The organism is Wenjunlia vitaminophila DSM 41686 (assembly GCF_000380165.1).
Lineage (GTDB): Bacteria > Actinomycetota > Actinomycetes > Streptomycetales > Streptomycetaceae > Wenjunlia > Wenjunlia vitaminophila.
Genome location: NZ_KB904702.1, coordinates 125863 through 141555, shown reverse-complemented (window position 1 = coordinate 141555; position 15693 = coordinate 125863). Strand labels below are relative to the sequence as shown.

The window sequence follows — 15693 nt, the reverse complement described above, 5'->3', positions numbered from 1 at the left end:
CCACGGGGACGCGTCAGCGGCACGGGGACCGTACACGGACAGGGCCCACGCCGGGGAAAGCCACCGGCAGGGGCTCCCTCCCCCGGGGCCGGGAAGAGCAGAGGCCCATACATGGGAGCGGTGACGGCCCTGGAGAAGCTGGGCCCGGTGGTACTGGCGTTCGGGGTCGGGGTCCTCCTCGCGAGGCGGAAGGTGGTGCCGACCGAGAGCTCCAAGGTCTTCACCGACTACGCCTTCCTCTTCGCGGTCCCGTGCTTCCTGTTCGGCAACCTCTACCAGAGCGACCTCAAGGCCCTGTTCGACTGGAGGGCGATCAGCGCCTACGCCGCCGCCGCGGGTGTCGCGGTGGTGGCGATCGGCGCCCTCGCCTGGACCCTGGGCGTCCGTGACCCCCGCGGCGTCGCGCTGCGGATCATGGCGGCCGTCCAGGTGAACACGGCCTACTTCGGCGTACCGGTGTTCACGATGCTGTTCGGGAACGCGGCGCCGATCTTCCCGGTCCTGCTGTTCCAGGTCTGCGTCCTGTCCCTGGTGGTCATCTCGATCATGGAACTGGGCCGGCCGGACCGCGCCGGGAGCCCGGGCCGGCGCCTGGGCATGGCCGTGGCCGCCTCACTGATGACCCCGATCGTCATCGCCTGCAACGCGGGCATCGTCCTCAACCTGCTGCCCTGGCAGCTCCCGGCCGTGGTCCTGGACAGCTTCGCCTTCGTGGGCGACAGCGCCTCCCCGGTCGCGCTGTTCGCCCTCGGGCTCCACCTGGGCGGCATCGGACTGAACGTGCGCGGCACCACCCGGGAGGAGATGACGATCATAGGGTTCAAGTGCCTGGTGTTCCCCCTGATGGTCTTCGCCGTGTGCCGGTACGGCTTCGGGGTCGAGGGCGACTGGCTCAACTACCTCGTGGTGATCGCCGCGATGCCGGCCCCACAGAACCTGTTCATCTTCGCCCAGCGCTACGAGGTCAGCGTGGACATGTCCGCCGCCCTCGTCGTGAAGAGCTCGGTCGTGGCGTTGCTGCTGCTCCCCCTGTGGACGCAGTGGGTGGCGCACTCGACCTGATCCCCGGGGCGGGCGGGGATCGCACCACCCTCGAACCACTCTCGAAAGGAAACACCGTGGCCCAGACCATGCAACCCACCCGAATCACCGTCCAGCGGGTGGCCGGCCACATCGGAGCCGAGATCTCCGGCGTCGACCTGCGCGAGGAACTCGACGACGCCACCGTGGCCGAGATCCGCCAGGCCGTCCTCACCCACCGGGTGGTCTTCTTCCGCGGCCAGCACATCGACCACGCCCAGCACACAGCCTTCGGCCGCCGCTTCGGCGCCCTCACCCGGCGTTCCGGGGCGAAGCACGGCGTCCACCCCGAGGGCCACCCCGAGATCCTCACGGTGGACGCGAAGGCCGACACCGAGCGCTACGGCGCCAACTTCGAGGAGCACTACCGCCGCAAGTGGGTCTCGCCCCTCGCCGGCTGGCACAGCGACCTGTCCATGTTCGTCAACCCGCCGGACCTGTCCATCCTCCGCGCCGAGAAGACCCCGCCCTTCGGCGGGGACACCCAGTGGACCAACACGGTCGCCGCCTACGAGGCGCTGTCCGCCCCGTTGCGCGACCTCCTCGACCAGCTCACCGCGGAACACGCCTTCTTCAACGCCGTCCACCTGCGCCACTCCGACGAGCGCGACCGTCAGATCCTGAAGATCTACTGTGAGGAGCCGCAGGTCGCCGTCCACCCCGTGGTCCGCGTCCACCCCGAAACCGGTGAGAAGGCCCTGTTCGTCAGCCCCGGCTCGACGACCAGGGTCACCGGCTTCACCGAGCTGGAGAGCAGCCACCTCCTCGAGATGCTCTTCCAGCACCTGACCAGCGCCGAGTTCACCGTCCGCTTCCGCTGGGAGCCGGGCAGCATCGCCTTCTGGGACAACCGGACCACCTGCCACTTCGCCCCCACCGACGTCGGCCACCTCGACACGGACCGCGTCATGCACCGCGTCACCATCCTGGGCGAGCCGGCCAAGGGGCCGAACGGGGTCGTCTCGGAGTCCGTCGCGGGGGAGCCGATGCGGGCCTGGTAGGGACCAGGACCGCACACGGGCCGTCGCGGGAGGCCCCGGCCGCCTCCCGCGGTCCGTGCCGCGGACCCCGCCGTCCACGCCCGTAGAACGCCGGAGCCCCGGTCCGACCGACGTCGGACCGGGGCTCCGCGGCGTTCCCCGCGGGGTCCGGACGACCGGGGGCTTCCGGGACGCCCGCTGGCCGACCGGCTCAGACCGGGCAGCCGGAGACCGCCCCGGGCGGAGCGCAGTTGTCCGGGGTGTTGCCCGTGACGGTGGTCGCGAAGAGCGACACCTGCCCGATGCCCTCGAAGATCCCACCGCCGGAGCCACCCGGGTCGGTGACGGCGTTGTTCTCCACCCGGCTGTTGGCCAGCGTCGCCGGCCAGGCGCCGGTGAGGACGCCGCCGCCGCGGAACTCCGCGGTGTTGCCGCTCACCGTGGTGCCGCTGATCCGGAGGATGCCGTTGGACGGGCCGCCGATCAGGCGGGCGGTGGCCGCCCCGGCGCCGAGGTCGGCCTTGTTCCCCGTGATCTGGGCGCCGGAGACGCTGGCGATCCCTCCGTCGAGCAGGCCGCCGCCCGCCAGCCCCGCGGTGTTGTCGAAGAGGCCCCCGCCCCGCATGACCATGTTGTTCACGTTGACGACGCCGCCGCCCCCGTGAGTGGACTCGTTGCCCCTGACCTCGGACTGGTCCAGGGAGAGGGTGCCCTTGCTGAAGATGCCGCCGCCCGCACCGGCCTTGCTGTTCGTGACCTTGCTGGCGATCAGGGCGGTGTTGCCACCCTCGTTGTAGATGCCGCCGCCGGAGTTGGAGCCACCCACCTGGCCCCCGGTGACGGTGAGGGTGTTGAGGGTCAGCCGACCGCCCTCCTTGACGTGGAGGATGCGGAAGTCGACGGTGGCGGTGGCGGCGCGTTCGATGGTGGAGCCGAAACCCGAGATCCGCACGTTCCCCGTGATCTCCGGGAGGCCGTCGTCGGGGTTGTCGGCGTCGACGAGGCTGTAGGTGCAACCCGGCGTCAGCTCCACCGGGTCGCCGCTGGTGTTGGCGTTGGTGATCGCGGCCCGCAGAGCCGGGATGTCGTTGCAGGGGACGGGGACGGTGGGCTGGGCGTGGGCGAGCCCGAGGGGCAGCAGCCCCAGGCAGAGCCCCAGTCCGGCGCCGGCGGTCACGCTGGCGCGTCGCAGTGTGGCTTCCATATGTGGTGTCCTCTGAGCGTGGTGACCAGGGAATCCACCGCATCACCACAGAGCGACCAATGGTCACAGAATGTGATGATCGTGGCATCGGGATGTATAACCCGGGTCGCTCCCCACGTCACGGAGATGCCCCGTTCGGCCCCACCCGGCCCGGAACACCGGCCCGCCGGCGGAGAGCCCCGGACGGCGCCGGGCGCCCGGAGCGTTCGAGTGGTGCGTCCGGCCGCCACGTCGGATCGTGGAGGGAAGCCGACCGCGTTCGCCCGGGCGCGGACACGCCCAGGCGGGGATGGAGGCCGTTCCCATGACGTTCCGAGCCGAGACCCACCCGCTCCGGACACCCGGTGCCGCCCCCCGCCGCCCCCGGGGCCGGCAGCCCGCGCGGGACCGCGACCGCATCCTCACCCTCCCCGGCGTCTACACCCCCCAGCACGACACCCGCCTGCTGGCCAGCGCCCTGCTCAAGGAGGCGGGCACGGGGAACGGCCCCCCGTCGGACGTCCTCGACATCGGCACCGGCAGCGGCGCCCTGGCGCTCTGCGCCGCCCGCGCGGGTGCCAGGGTCACCGCCGTGGACATCGCCTGGCGGGCCGTGCTGACCGCCCGCGTGAACACCTGGCTCGCCCGGCAACGGATCACCGTGCTCCACGGCGACCTCGACACCGTGCTGCACGGCCGCACCTTCGACCTGGTGGTGAGCAACCCCCCGTACGTGCCCGCACTCCGGGACGGGCGGGGCCCGGCCAGGGCCTGGGACGCCGGACGGGACGGACGGGCGGTCCTGGACCGCATCTGCGCCGCGGCGCCCGCCGTGCTGCGCCCGGGAGGCGTGCTGCTCCTGGTCCACTCGGCGCTCAGCGGCCCACGCCTCACCCTGGAACGGCTGGCCGGAGCCGGCCTGCACGCCCAGGTCACCGAGCGGCGCCGGATACCGTTCGGCCCGGTGCTGCGGTCACGGCTCGACTGGCTGCGCACGCGCGGCCTGCTGGCGCCGGACGAGGACCGCGAGGAACTGGTGGTGATCCGTGCCGAACGCCGCTGACCGCCCCACCCCCGGAACCGCCCCCCAGCCCGTCGCCGCCCCCCAGCCCGTCGCCGCCCCCCAGCCCGTCGCCGCCCCCCAGCCCGTCGCCGCCCCCCAGCCCGTCGCCGGACCCCAGCCCGTCCCGGGGCCACCGCCGCGCCCCCGGCGGATCACCCTGTCCCGCGGCGGCCCCACCCTGGTCGAGGGCCCGGTGGAGGTCGTCCTCCCCGACGGGACCACGGCGGTCTCCCACCGTTTCGTCGTCGCCCTGTGCACCTGCCGGCGCAGCGGCGCCTACCCCTGGTGCGACACCAGCCACCGTCGCCACCGCCCCGGCACCCCCGGAGGCAGCCCGCGGGAGCCCCGGAGCGCCCGGGACACCCCAGAGCCCGACACCCCAGAGCCCGACACCCCGGGGAACCACCGCCACTGTCACGCTCCCCGAGAACTCCACCCCTCACAGGAGCACACCCGATGACCCTCGCCCCGCCCGGCGCGACCGCCCCCGCCCTGCCCGACCCGCGCGGCCCCCTGTCGGTAGCCGCGGTCGACGTGCTGCGCGGTCCCGCCGTGGCGCCCCCACCGTCGGCGATCCACCACGCCGACCCCTACGGCGAGGACCTCCAGCTCGCCCTCTACACCCTGTACGAGCCCCACTACCGGGGCTTCGCCGAGACCCCCGACGACCGCGAGTGGGACCACGAACTCCTGCGCCTGCGCGCTGCACTCGAGGACCACTTCCTGGAAGCACTGCGCCGGGACGTCACACCGGCCCGGGACGTCACCGAGGCGTTCGACGCGCTGCTTGTGGAGCCGTCAGAACCCGGCCCAGGAAGCCCCAGCCACTACCTGATGCACCAGGGCACCCTCACCCACGTGCGCGAATACGCCGCCCTCCGCTCGCTGTACCACCTGAAGGAGGCCGACCCACACGCCTGGGTGATCCCCCGACTGAACGGCCGGGCCAAGGCCGCCATGGTGGCGATCGCCTACGACGAGTTCGGCGCGGGGCACGCCGACGGCATCCACGCGAGGCTCTTCGCCCTGCTGATGGCGGACCTCGGCCTTGACCCCACCTACGGGCGCTACCTGGACGCCGCGCCGGCACCGGCACTCGCCCCGGTCAACCTGATGTCGCTCCTCGGGCTGCGCCGGGCGCTGCGCGGTGCCCTGGTCGGGCACTTCGCCTTCCTCGAGGTCACCTCGTCGCCCGCCTCCCGCCGCCTCGCCGCGGCCATGAGACGCACCGGAGCCGGCCCGGCCGCCGAACACTTCTACACCGAGCACGTGGTGGCGGACGCCGTCCACGAACAGGTGGTCCGCCACGACGTGGTGGGCGGCCTGCTCGCGGACGAACCAGCACTCGCCCCCGACGTCACCTTCGGTGTCGCGGCCACCGCCATGCTGGAGGACCGGCTCGGTGACCACCTGCTGACGGCGTGGCGCACCGGCCACAGCGCACTGCGGGAGGACGCCCGGCACCCCGCCACCACCGACTGACGCCGGCCCCGCCGGCACGCTGGGCGTGTATGGTCGGTTCCGAGAAACTGTGCTCGCGGTGCTGCACGCTTGAGTGAAGCAGCAGGTCAGCGAGCCTGCTCCCCGCGCACGCGGGGATGGTCCCCAGGCGGACGGCCCACGTGACCCGACGCCACCCTGCTCCCCGCGCACGCGGGGATGGTCCCTTGATTGTTCACATACACCGACTCCTGTAGCCCTGCTCCCCGCGCACGCGGGGATGGTCCCACCGAGGCGGAACCGGGCGCTGGAATGATCGGCTGCTCCCCGCGCACGCGGGGATGCCCCCCGTTCCCCGCAGAGCGAGCGTTCCCCCGGCGTGCCCCCGAACTCCTGCACCGGCACCAGTGTGAACGCGTGCGCAGAGCCCTGCGGGGCGGGCGTGGGGGACCTCCCCGGCCGCCCGCCCCGAACGGCGGATGTTCACCGGCCGACCCGCCGACGGGTCACCGGAGTGGGGCCAAGTGTTCACGAAGCGCTCGTAGCGTCCGGGGCGCACCATCCGGAACCTCCCGGATGCCCCACAGAAGGACGCACCCATGCACCGCTTCCGTCTCGCCGCCGCCGCGCTCACGCTGAGCGTGGGCCTGCCCCTCGGTGTGGCTGCCGCTGTTCCGGCCTCCGCTGCCTCCGGCCCGATGGCGTTCGAACCGATCAAGAGCTCGGCCTACCAGCAGATGTCGGACACCTGGACCGTGCCGCTGGTCGCCCCCGAGGGCTTCACCCAGGAACTCGTCGCCGACGAGACCGTCCTGGACATCTACGGCGGCACCGCCGACGACCTCACCGACATGAACACGGTCAACGAGACCGGTCAGCAGGCCGGCCGGTACCTCTACCGCACCCACGAGGTGGGCTCCAACGGTGCCCTGTCCGTGGTTGACCTCAAGACCGGCGAGGCGAAGGTCCTCGCCCAGCGCGCGGACTGGCGCCACCTCGATGGTCTGCGGTGGACCCCCTGGGGCACCCTGCTCTTCGGTGAGGAGACCGACGGCGGCCGACTCTTCGAGGTGTTCCTCGACCCGGCGGACCCCTCGAAGGCCACGCGTGTCGAGGAGCGCCGTGAGGTCGGTGTCCTGCGGCACGAGGGCATCGAGGCGCGCGCTGACGGCTCCGTCTTCGTCATCGACGAGCTGAACGGCGGCTCGATCTTCAAGTTCGTGCCCACCAGGCGCGGGGACCTCTCCGACGGCCAGCTCTACGCCCTGAAGCTCACGGGTCTGTCCGACGCGGAGCAGAAGTGGAACGCGGGGACGTTCCGGAGCAAGGTCGGTTCCTTCGAGTGGGTGGCGCTCGACATGGGCAAGGTCGTCGTTGACGCCAATGCCGCCGCCGACGCGGTGCACGCCACCGAGTTCGGTCGTCCGGAGGACGTCGAGGTCATCGGCAACACGCTCTACGTGGCCAACACCAGCGAGAACCGCGTCGTCGCGATCGACCTGGGCAAGAACGCGCTCACGAGCTTCGTCCAGGCCGGCGTGAACGCGCCGGTCGAGGACCGGAGGGCCGGTGTCACCGGCTTCAGCAGCCCGGACAACCTCGCTCAGGGCCCCGACGGCCGCCTGTGGATCGTCGAGGACAACTACGCCAGCGACATCTGGGCTCCCTCGGCGGACGCCGACCAGGACGGGAGCGCGGACAAGGTGGAGTTGTTCGCCTCGCTCAAGGACACGGGCGCGGAGATCAGCGGCATCTACTTCGGCAAGGACCCGAAGGCGCTGTTCTTCAACGTCCAGCACCCCGCCAAGCCGAACGCGGACGGCACCTGGAAGATCACGCGTCGCTGAACCGGGCCGGCTCACCGGGCCCCGCCGACCGGCGGGGCCCGTGCCGTGCCTGGTGGGCCCGTGCCTGGTGGGTGCCACCACCCCGCCAGGACAAATCGGACAAATTTCCATACCCTGGAGGTATCCCACGGTCTTCCGACTCCACAGGAGGCGACATGACATTCGTCCAGGTCATCGACTGTAAGACCAGCAAGGTCGATGAGTTGAACAGGCTGATGGACGACTGGGTCCGAGCGACCGAAGGCAAGCGGACGGCAACCCACTCCATCGTGGGTCGGGACCGCGCCGACTCCACCCACGTGGTGGAGATCGTGGAGTTCCCCTCCTACGAGGAGGCGGTGAAGAACTCGAAGCTGCCCGAGACGGATCGGATCTTCCAGGAGATGGTGGCGGTCTGTGACCAGGCGCCCACGTTCACGGACCTCGAGGTCCTCCGGGACGAGCAGCTCAACAAGATCGTGGTCCGCGCCTTCTTCGAGGAGGTGGCCAACAAGAGGAACTTCGACGCCCAGAGCGCGCTGTGCACCGCCGACTACCGGGAGCACAGCTCCTCCATGCCGGACGACATGGGCCTGGAGGAGTCCATGGCGGCGAACCGGGAGCTCCACACGGCGCTCGAACCGGTGGTGACCATCGAGAGCCTGATGGAGGAGGGGGACCTGGTGAGCGCGCGGTTCTCCTTCAAGGGCCGTCATGTGGGCACGTTCTGGGGCCACGAGCCCACGGGCCGCGAGTTCTCGGGAACCGGGCAGGCCATCTTCCGCTGTCAGGGCGGCCGGATCGCGGAGAGCTGGTGGAACCTCGACGACCTCGGGATGCTGAGGCAACTGGGTGCCGGTCCGACCTGAGGTCTGGCTGAGGTCTGACTGAGGTCCGGCCCGGGGGACCCCGGCGGGCGGACGGGGCGGCCCTGCCCTTCGCGAGCTGCGGTGGCAGCTCCGGCGCGGGCCGCCCCGCGAACGCGCTCGCCGCGGGGGCACCTCACCGGCCTCTGGACTGGTGGGCTCGCATGTTGAGTGCCGCGTATTCGGCGCGCGGTTGGCGGCTTGATTACTGACTGTTGCCGGTGACGGTGGTCCAGCGCGGGTCGATGCGGCCCAGCCACGCGTCTTGACCGTCGGCCAATGGTTGCTTCAGGGAAGTGAGGGGAACCGGCAGGCGAAGGTGAGGCCGGCGTCGTCTCCGTCGCCGTGGACGTGGTGCTCCCACTCATCGGGGGTGTCTGCGGGTGCCTGGAGGTGGAAGAAGCCGGTTGGTCGTGGCTGTCCCGTGTCGGGTGAGGCTTGTCCTCAACGGCGATCTGCCGAACCACTGTGGCTGTCAGCAGACCGGTTTCCTCGGCGACCTGAGGACGAAGCTGGCGGATCGCTATCGCGGAGAACGCGCCGTCGTGACGACAGACGACCGACGCCCCGCTGTGCGGCCGCAGCAGGCCACCGGCCGCCTCCTCGTAGTTGCGCTACGACAGGTGGTGGGCGAAGAAGGACCCCACCCGGGCCCGTACCTCAGCGAGCGTCACAACCGGGTCGCCGGTGCCGATGAGCGCGGCTCGCGCTGTCGCCGTCACAAGACCGGCGGCCTGGAGCTGTGCGACGAGCGAGCCGTAGTCGGTGAATGCCCAGTGGTTCGCGTCGGCAAGCAGCACGCGGCGGCCGGGAAGGTTCGCCCAGGAGGACTCGATACGGGCGGCGCCCTCGAATCCGTCGGTGCGGAACAGCAGCAGCGGCCGGTCGAAGACGTCCGGCGTCGGGTACAGGTCAAGATAGCCCTCCAGGTTCGCCACCGCGCCGACCCTGCGGTCGCGGCCGGCCGCGTACACCGCCGCCGTGCCGCCTGCGGAGTGCCCGTACAACCCGATCCGGCAGAGGTCCATGGCCGGTGCGAGCGGCAGGTCGCCGAGCCGGCCCAGGACCAGGCGAAGGTCCGCGATCCGGGTGTCCACCATCGTGCGGAAGGTCGCCGGGTCCGGCGGTCCGATCAGGACGGTCGTTCGCATCCCGGTCGGCAGTTCAACCTGAGAGGCGTCACCGGGGTGGTCGACGAGGACGACCACTCGGCCGTGGCTCGCCAGGTCCTCGGCGAGGGTCGTGCCGAGTGTCCGGGAGTCACCGCCGCCGGGTGAGTACACCAGTACCGGCCGCCGCCCGGGCAGCGGCGGCGCGCCCACGTAGCCATGGGTGAGGACCGCGCCCCAGTCCACCGCTCCCGGCTCCGGCAGTCCCGGATGAACGTGCGGCGCGTACTCGGCGAACACCCCGGCCTCGTCCGGGGTGAGCTGCGGGGCCCTGGAGAAGCCGTGTACCGATCGGGCCGGGTACAGGACGGTCAGCATCAACTCCCGCACGCCGCCCACCCACGGGTCGGTACGGACCGGGTCCGTCAGGTGGACCGTCTGCATGCCCACGGGGTACGGGCCGGTGGGCGCGGGCAGCCGGAGGATCGAGCCGCCACCGGAGGCGGACGCAGCCGTGGGCACCAGGGCGGCGGCACCCCCGCATAGGGTGCCTTTCAGAAGAGTGCGTCGAGAAGTCATACGAGGATCCTTGGGCGGGGGCCGTCATGATGCGAAGGTTCAGGCCCTGGCCGAAAGGCTGGCCCAGGACGAGGAGGTGTGAGGGTGCTGCGAATCCAGTTCACCGCGCAGGACTTCGCCCGGATCCGCTTCGCACCCCGCCCGGCGCCGCTCCAGGAACTGCACGCCGCCCTGACGACAGCCGTGACCCGGCGTGGCGGGCCGCTTTTCGCGCCGTGGCGCGTCCGTGTCCTGCGCTCCCTCCCGGCCGCAACTGACCCGCTCGGCGACCTGGTTCCAGCGGGCCGCCCGCCCTCCTTCCTCGACGTCCTCGGCGACACCATGGCCGACGGCTTCGAACAGATCCGCGCCACCAGCCCCGGTCTCGTCCGTTCCGAGCTGGAGCGGGTCTACGGGGCGGTGCCCGCCCCTCTCTGGATCCGCGGCCTGCGCGCGGGCGACGAGACGGCCTGGCGCACCCTGCACCACGCCCAGCAGGCCGCGTACGAGACGGTCCTCGCCCCGGTCTGGTCCGTCGTACAGGATCTGCACCGTGAGGAGTTCGCCCACTACGCCCTGACGGTCGCCGAGCACGGCGTGGCCGCCACGTTGACCGGCCTGGCCCCGGGCAGCCGACTCCACGAGGGTGTGTGGGAATGGCCCGGCGCAGCGCCGGACCGCGACGTCCGCCTCGATGGGCGCGGCCTGGTTCTGCTGCCCACCTTCCACCACCCGGCGGGCCCACTTCTTCAGGACACCCCGGGCCGTCCCGCAGTCCTGACGTACCCAGCCGGTCCCGGGCTCCCGCCCACTGCGGGGCGCCCGGCCGTCCCCGCCGAGACCCTGGCCGCCGTCCTGGGCCGCACCCGGCTGGACGCCTTGCGCCTCCTCGCCGAGCCTCACACCACGACATCCCTGGCCCGCGCCCTCCACGTCAGCAACGCGACGGCCTCGTCGCACGCGGCGGCGCTCAGATCGGCAGGCATGGCGACGACGACCCGCACGGGCCGCTCGGTCACCCACCAGCGCACGGCCCTCGGCACGCTGGTCACGGGCGTCTGACCGCCGTGGTCGTCTCGTCGGCTCCTCGGTGAACGTTCCGTAGGTGAACGTTCCGTAGGCGAACGTTCCGTAGGCCTCGGCCTGTTCATCACCCGGAGTTCCACCGGCACGATCCGGACCGCAGCCAGCCCCGGTGCAGGTCCGGAGGCAGGTAACCGAACCCCAGCGGCGAAGCGGATCAGCGCGGTACCGATGTTCCCCGGGGCCGGCCACCCCCTTGTCGTGAGCGCATGCTCACGATAACGTCGTGAGCATGCGCTCACGACAGGGAGAGATTGCCTGCCGCTCGTTGACGAAGGTGTTCGGCCACCGCTCGGTGGTCGACGACGTCTCCTTCGACGTCCCCGCGGGGACGATCACCGGCTTCGTCGGGGCCAACGGCGCGGGCAAGACGACGACGATGCGGATGCTCCTGGGGCTGGTGACGCCCTCGGCCGGCACGGCGTTGGTGAACGGGCGGCGTTACCGGGACCTGGAGCACCCGCGCCGGGAGGTCGGTGCGGTCGTCGACGGCCCGGGTGCCCATCCGGGGCACTCGGCCCGCACGCACCTGAGCGTCATCGCCACGGCGGCTGGCCTCCCGCTCCGGCGGGTGGACGAGGTCTTGGACCTGGTGGAGCTGACGGAACACGCCCAACGACGGGTCGGCGGGTTCTCCCTGGGGATGCGCCAGCGACTGGCGCTCGCCGGCGCGCTGCTCGGTGACCCGGGGGTCCTCGTCCTCGACGAACCCGTCAACGGCCTCGATCCCCCCGGCATCCTGTGGGTGCGGAACCTGCTGCGCCAGTTGGCCGGGGAGGGCCGTGCGCTGCTGGTCTCCAGTCACCTGCTGTCCGAGCTGGCCGAGATCGCCCACCGCGTGCTGATCATCGACCACGGCCGTCTCGTCGCTGACACCCCGCTCGACGAACTGCTGGTCGGACAGTCCGTGGTCGAGCTGCGCTGCGCCGACCCCGCGGCCATGGAACGGGCCCTGCGCGCCCGCCGCCTCAGGGTCGTGACCGAGGGGGACACCCTGCTGATCGAGGGGGCCTCGGCCCGCGAGACCGGTGAGCTCGCCGCCGCCGTGGGCGCGGGACCGGTCCACTGGCTCACCGAGCGGCCCAACAGCTTCGAGGACGTGTACTTCCGGCTGGCCGGCTCGCCGATCCGGCAGCCCGGCACCGCCGCCGATGCGGAGGTGGCGTGATGGGGCACCTGTTCCGCGCCGAGTTGCGCAAGGTCGGCGCAACTCCCGTCACCTGGTGGCTGCTGGTGAGCACCGTCGCCGTGGGGGTCCTCGGCACGATCGCCCCCCTGATCGCCGCTGACGGCGAGTCCACGGACCTGCTCAGCGACCACCGGATACGTGAGGCGCTGCACGGTGCGGCCGGTGGGGCGATCCTCGTCCTGGTGGCCGGCGTCATCGGCATGGCGGGCGAGTGGCGGTTCGGGCAGGCCAGTCAGGTGTTCCTCAGCACTCCCCGGCGTTCACGGGTGGTGGGTGTCAAGACGGTCGTCTACCTGGGGCTGGGAGCGCTCTACGGGCTGGTGGCGGCCCTGGCCGCCACGGCGACGGCATGGGGCTGGTACCGCGCCAGGGGCCTGGCCCTGCCGTTGGAACGGTCGGCGGTGTGGCTGACCCTGATCGGCTGTGTCGCGGTCGCCGCCCTATTCGGGGTGATCGGCGTCGCCGTCGGGGCGATCGTCCGGCGCCCGGTGCCCGCACTGGTGGGGGCGCTGACGTGGACGGTGCTGGTGGAGCCCGCGCTGTTCGCGGCGGCTCCCTCGGTGTTCCGCTGGTTGCCCGGCGTCGCGTCGCTGAGCCTGCGCCGTCAGCCGGCCGAGCACCTGCTGCCGGTGGGTTCGGCCTGTGCGGTCCTGCTCGGGCTCGTCACCGTGGCCCTGGTGGTCGGGGTGCGCCAGGTGGAGCGTGACGATGTCACCGGCTAAGCGGAGCGCCGAGGCCACCGCCCGGTTGCGGGCCTCCCTGATCGAGCACGCCCGCCAGTTGATCGCCCGCGAGGGCGCCTCCGCGCTCACCACCCGGGCGCTCGCCGCCGAGGCCGGTTGCGCCGTCGGTCTTCCCTACAAGATCTTCGCCGACCGCCGTGAGCTGGTGACCGCCATCGTGGACGCTGAACTGGACCAGCTCCGCGCGGCGTGCGCCGAGCTCGTCCAGAGCGCCGGCACCGGGACCGTCGGCGGGAACCTCACCCGGTTCGCCACCGCGTTCCTCGACTCACCGGCGATCGCCCTCAGTCAGGAGATCTTCGCCGACGCGGCGTTGCGGCAGGCGGTCGCCGACACCGCCGAGAACGGTGGGATGGGCCCGAGCGCCTTCCCCGACGTCCTGTCTCGTTACCTCACCGCCGAGAAGCAGGCAGGACGCGTCGCCGCGCACGTTGACGAACACGCCTTCGGCTACCTCATCGCCAGCACCCTGCACAACCTGCTCATCGCCGGCAAGGAGTGGCCCCACCCCACCCGCCCCGCACTGGAACAGATGCTCACCGCCACGGCGACGGCCATCGCCGCCGGGCAGTGATCCCACACAGGAGATCTCGATGCGCCAGTCACCCGGACCGACCCCGTACCAGACCACCGGTGGGCGGACGAACACCCGCAGGACGGTGCTGGTCGTCGTCGCGGCAGTGGCCTTCTCGGCCATCGGCCTGATGCTGCACGTCGTGGGCGTACTGCCCCCGCAGTGACACCCCTGAACGCCCACCTGCAGAACGGAAGTCAGCAGTGGACAGCGCCTCCAGCACGGAACCTGGCCGTGTCACCCCCCGGGAGGTGGCAGCACGGCTCTACGCCGCCGCCTCCCGCGGCGACACCGCCACCGTGGGCCGACTCCTCCACCCGGAAGCGCGGCTGGACGTGCCGGGCACAAGCCCGGTGTCCGGGGTCTACCACGGCCTCAGCGGCTTCCTGCGCTTCACCAGCGCGACGAACGCCATAGTCCCCGGCGGTGCCCAGACCGAGATCATCGACATCATGGACGGGCGGCGGCACGCCGCCGTCTACGGCGTCTCCCGAGCCACCCGCACCGGCCGCCCACCCCTGACCAACCCGACGGTCCACCTCGTGACCGTGGACGACGCCCGGGTCACCGCGATCACGATCTTCAACGCCGACCAACGCGCGGTCGACGACTTCTGGTCCTGACGGCCACGGCCGAGCCGAACGGCAGGGCCTCCCGGTGCTCGGTCGACATCGCCGCACCGAGCTGCCGGGAGGCCCTGCCCTCACGCCGGAGCCAGCCCTCGGACCCCGCGCACGTCACGGACGTGGTGATCCGTACCGCGGCGGGTGCCCGAGGGACCACCGCGCCCGGTTGGTCACGCGGTCTTCGTCGCGCACAGGATCGCCTGTACGGGGATGACGTCCCGGGGCACCTCGGCGGGGTCCTTGGTGACCGCCTTCGTGACCTCGAACCCGCACTCCTCCAACCAACCGCGGTACGTCGAAAGCTTCTGCGGCCCACCCTGGGCCATGGTGCAGCCGATGAAGAAGGCCGGGAAGAAGTCAACGTTGTAGTTGTCGGTGTCCTTTATGTTCTCGGGGTACACCGGCACCATGATGTTGACCTGTCCACCGACCTCGAGCGAGCTGTGGACGCCCTGGAGGATTCTGAACACGTCGTCCTTGTCGAACATGTCGAGGAAGTGCTTGATCAGCACGACGTCGAACCCCTTGGGGATTCCCTCGAAGACGTTACCGCCGATGAACGAGCAGTGTTCGTCCACCCCATGGGCCCTGAAGTTCTCCAGGCATTCCTTTTCCTTCTCGGGCAGGTCGAAGGTCGTCACCCGGAGCCCGGGGGACGCCTTGTGCTGGTAGGTGTGGATCGCCCCGAGACCGGTGTTCCCGGCGAGGTCGAGCACCCGGGCGCCGGCGGGTATGTCGACGTTGCCGAAGAACCACGGATCAATGTTGGCGGTGACGTTGTCCATCAACGTCGCCCAGGACTCGCGCAGGTCCCGGTGGTCCGCCACGGCGCCGTACAGGGTTCCTTCGGCCCCGTAGAGCTCCTTAAGGCCGACGAGCGTACCGGTCCGCACGCTGTCGGTGAGGTAGAACAACTGCCTGAGCGCGACCACCTTGATCATGTTCATGTACGTGAGCGCTCGCCTGAGGTCGGCCTCGGCGACCCCGGCGAGCGCGTCGAGGGCGTAGGCCCCGGACCCCTCGTCGTGGGAGACGAAGCCCTCCTTGACCAGCAGGTGCAGCAACTGTTCCACGGCATCCGGTTTGGCGCCGACGGCGTCGCCGAGCTTGGCCGCGGTCATTCCGGGGTTCTCCCGGAGCACGTCGATGATGCCGAGCTCGAAGCAGGACAGCAGGTTCATGAACCGCGCGGGTCCCACCATGTATTCACGGAAACGGGCGAGAGTGGCTTCTGGCGTCATTCCACTGATCCCTTTCGAGTTGGTTGTCTCCACCACCACACCACCGCGGCGCACCAGGTGGGAGAAATGCCGCCCCCTGTTGAGGGGCACCCCTCCCGGCGTGCGGGTCACCGTTCGTGATGAGGTTCTACT

The 15693-nt window shown here is 71.3% G+C and carries 16 protein-coding genes; 13 read left to right on the top strand and 3 right to left on the bottom strand.

Annotation, left to right across the window (positions count from 1 at the left end):
- Positions 1-111: 111 nt before the first annotated feature.
- Both A3IG_RS0122855 and A3IG_RS0122850 read left to right on the top strand, forming a co-directional pair.
- Positions 112-1062, top strand: a complete 951-nt coding sequence (locus tag A3IG_RS0122855; RefSeq protein WP_018385921.1) for an AEC family transporter — start codon at positions 112-114, stop codon at positions 1060-1062.
- A 56-nt stretch (positions 1063-1118) separates the two neighbouring features.
- On the top strand, positions 1119-2081 hold the full coding sequence (locus A3IG_RS0122850; RefSeq protein ID WP_018385920.1) for a TauD/TfdA dioxygenase family protein: 963 nt from the start codon (positions 1119-1121) through the stop codon (positions 2079-2081).
- Between the two features lie 190 nt (positions 2082-2271).
- Here A3IG_RS0122850 and A3IG_RS30930 read toward each other — a convergent pair whose 3' ends face one another.
- Positions 2272-3264 carry a hypothetical protein gene (locus A3IG_RS30930; protein WP_018385919.1) on the bottom strand — a complete coding sequence of 331 codons (993 nt, stop codon included), beginning with the start codon at positions 3262-3264 and terminating at the stop codon, positions 2272-2274.
- A 304-nt stretch (positions 3265-3568) separates the two neighbouring features.
- On the opposite strand from A3IG_RS30930, the gene A3IG_RS0122840 reads away from it, so the two are divergent.
- The 5 genes from A3IG_RS0122840 to A3IG_RS0122820 all read left to right on the top strand — a co-directional run bounded on the left by A3IG_RS0122840 (position 3569) and on the right by A3IG_RS0122820 (position 8441).
- Positions 3569-4306, top strand: coding sequence for a HemK2/MTQ2 family protein methyltransferase (locus A3IG_RS0122840; protein WP_018385918.1), 738 nt, complete (start codon positions 3569-3571; stop codon positions 4304-4306).
- Positions 4290-4766, top strand: a complete 477-nt coding sequence (locus A3IG_RS36010; RefSeq protein ID WP_018385917.1) for a CDGSH iron-sulfur domain-containing protein — start codon at positions 4290-4292, stop codon at positions 4764-4766. The genes A3IG_RS0122840 and A3IG_RS36010 overlap by 17 nt, the downstream gene beginning before the upstream one ends.
- Positions 4763-5788 carry an iron-containing redox enzyme family protein gene (locus tag A3IG_RS0122830; RefSeq protein WP_018385916.1) on the top strand — a complete coding sequence of 342 codons (1026 nt, stop codon included), beginning with the start codon at positions 4763-4765 and terminating at the stop codon, positions 5786-5788. The genes A3IG_RS36010 and A3IG_RS0122830 overlap by 4 nt, the downstream gene beginning before the upstream one ends.
- A 557-nt stretch (positions 5789-6345) precedes the next feature.
- Positions 6346-7593, top strand: a complete 1248-nt coding sequence (locus tag A3IG_RS0122825) for an alkaline phosphatase PhoX (RefSeq protein ID WP_018385915.1) — start codon at positions 6346-6348, stop codon at positions 7591-7593.
- Between the two features lie 155 nt (positions 7594-7748).
- Entirely contained in the window at positions 7749-8441 is a 693-nt protein-coding gene (locus tag A3IG_RS0122820) for an ester cyclase (RefSeq protein ID WP_018385914.1), read from the top strand.
- A gap of 611 nt (positions 8442-9052) precedes the next feature.
- On the opposite strand, the gene A3IG_RS0122815 is transcribed toward A3IG_RS0122820, so the two are convergent.
- On the bottom strand, positions 9053-10126 hold the full coding sequence (locus A3IG_RS0122815) for an alpha/beta hydrolase family protein (protein WP_026220571.1): 1074 nt from the start codon (positions 10124-10126) through the stop codon (positions 9053-9055).
- 84 nt (positions 10127-10210) lie between these two features.
- Here A3IG_RS0122815 and A3IG_RS0122810 point away from each other — a divergent pair, with 84 nt between their 5' ends.
- The 6 genes from A3IG_RS0122810 to A3IG_RS0122785 all read left to right on the top strand — a co-directional run bounded on the left by A3IG_RS0122810 (position 10211) and on the right by A3IG_RS0122785 (position 14317).
- Positions 10211-11167, top strand: coding sequence for an ArsR/SmtB family transcription factor (locus tag A3IG_RS0122810; protein WP_018385912.1), 957 nt, complete (start codon positions 10211-10213; stop codon positions 11165-11167).
- 253 nt (positions 11168-11420) lie between these two features.
- Complete coding sequence (locus A3IG_RS0122805) at positions 11421-12356, top strand: ABC transporter ATP-binding protein (RefSeq protein ID WP_051087599.1); 936 nt, start codon at positions 11421-11423, stop codon at positions 12354-12356.
- The gene (locus A3IG_RS0122800) at positions 12356-13099 is read left to right on the top strand and encodes an ABC transporter permease (protein ID WP_018385910.1); all 744 of its coding nucleotides are present in this window, start codon (positions 12356-12358) and stop codon (positions 13097-13099) included. Before A3IG_RS0122805 ends, A3IG_RS0122800 begins: the two co-directional genes overlap by 1 nt.
- On the top strand, positions 13086-13694 hold the full coding sequence (locus tag A3IG_RS0122795) for a TetR/AcrR family transcriptional regulator (protein WP_018385909.1): 609 nt from the start codon (positions 13086-13088) through the stop codon (positions 13692-13694). Before A3IG_RS0122800 ends, A3IG_RS0122795 begins: the two co-directional genes overlap by 14 nt.
- Before the next feature lie 19 nt (positions 13695-13713).
- On the top strand, positions 13714-13860 hold the full coding sequence (locus tag A3IG_RS34390; protein WP_018385908.1) for a hypothetical protein: 147 nt from the start codon (positions 13714-13716) through the stop codon (positions 13858-13860).
- An 85-nt stretch (positions 13861-13945) separates the two neighbouring features.
- The gene (locus tag A3IG_RS0122785; RefSeq protein WP_157862295.1) at positions 13946-14317 is read left to right on the top strand and encodes a nuclear transport factor 2 family protein; all 372 of its coding nucleotides are present in this window, start codon (positions 13946-13948) and stop codon (positions 14315-14317) included.
- A gap of 173 nt (positions 14318-14490) precedes the next feature.
- Here A3IG_RS0122785 and A3IG_RS0122780 read toward each other — a convergent pair whose 3' ends face one another.
- Positions 14491-15561: a methyltransferase gene (locus tag A3IG_RS0122780; protein ID WP_456154803.1), complete on the bottom strand. Its 1071-nt coding sequence runs from the start codon at positions 15559-15561 to the stop codon at positions 14491-14493.
- Positions 15562-15693 lie beyond the last annotated feature (132 nt).

Coding starts and splice junctions, on each gene's coding strand:
- A3IG_RS0122815 (WP_026220571.1), bottom strand. CDS start 10,126: ATGACTTCTCGACGCACTCTTCTGAAAGGCACCCTATGCGGGGGTGCC.
- A3IG_RS34390 (WP_018385908.1), top strand. CDS start 13,714: ATGCGCCAGTCACCCGGACCGACCCCGTACCAGACCACCGGTGGGCGG.
- A3IG_RS0122795 (WP_018385909.1), top strand. CDS start 13,086: ATGTCACCGGCTAAGCGGAGCGCCGAGGCCACCGCCCGGTTGCGGGCC.
- A3IG_RS30930 (WP_018385919.1), bottom strand. CDS start 3,264: ATGGAAGCCACACTGCGACGCGCCAGCGTGACCGCCGGCGCCGGACTG.
- A3IG_RS0122800 (WP_018385910.1), top strand. CDS start 12,356: ATGGGGCACCTGTTCCGCGCCGAGTTGCGCAAGGTCGGCGCAACTCCC.
- A3IG_RS0122830 (WP_018385916.1), top strand. CDS start 4,763: ATGACCCTCGCCCCGCCCGGCGCGACCGCCCCCGCCCTGCCCGACCCG.
- A3IG_RS0122825 (WP_018385915.1), top strand. CDS start 6,346: ATGCACCGCTTCCGTCTCGCCGCCGCCGCGCTCACGCTGAGCGTGGGC.
- A3IG_RS0122840 (WP_018385918.1), top strand. CDS start 3,569: ATGACGTTCCGAGCCGAGACCCACCCGCTCCGGACACCCGGTGCCGCC.
- A3IG_RS0122855 (WP_018385921.1), top strand. CDS start 112: ATGGGAGCGGTGACGGCCCTGGAGAAGCTGGGCCCGGTGGTACTGGCG.
- A3IG_RS0122780 (WP_456154803.1), bottom strand. CDS start 15,561: ATGACGCCAGAAGCCACTCTCGCCCGTTTCCGTGAATACATGGTGGGA.
- A3IG_RS0122805 (WP_051087599.1), top strand. CDS start 11,421: ATGCGCTCACGACAGGGAGAGATTGCCTGCCGCTCGTTGACGAAGGTG.
- A3IG_RS0122820 (WP_018385914.1), top strand. CDS start 7,749: ATGACATTCGTCCAGGTCATCGACTGTAAGACCAGCAAGGTCGATGAG.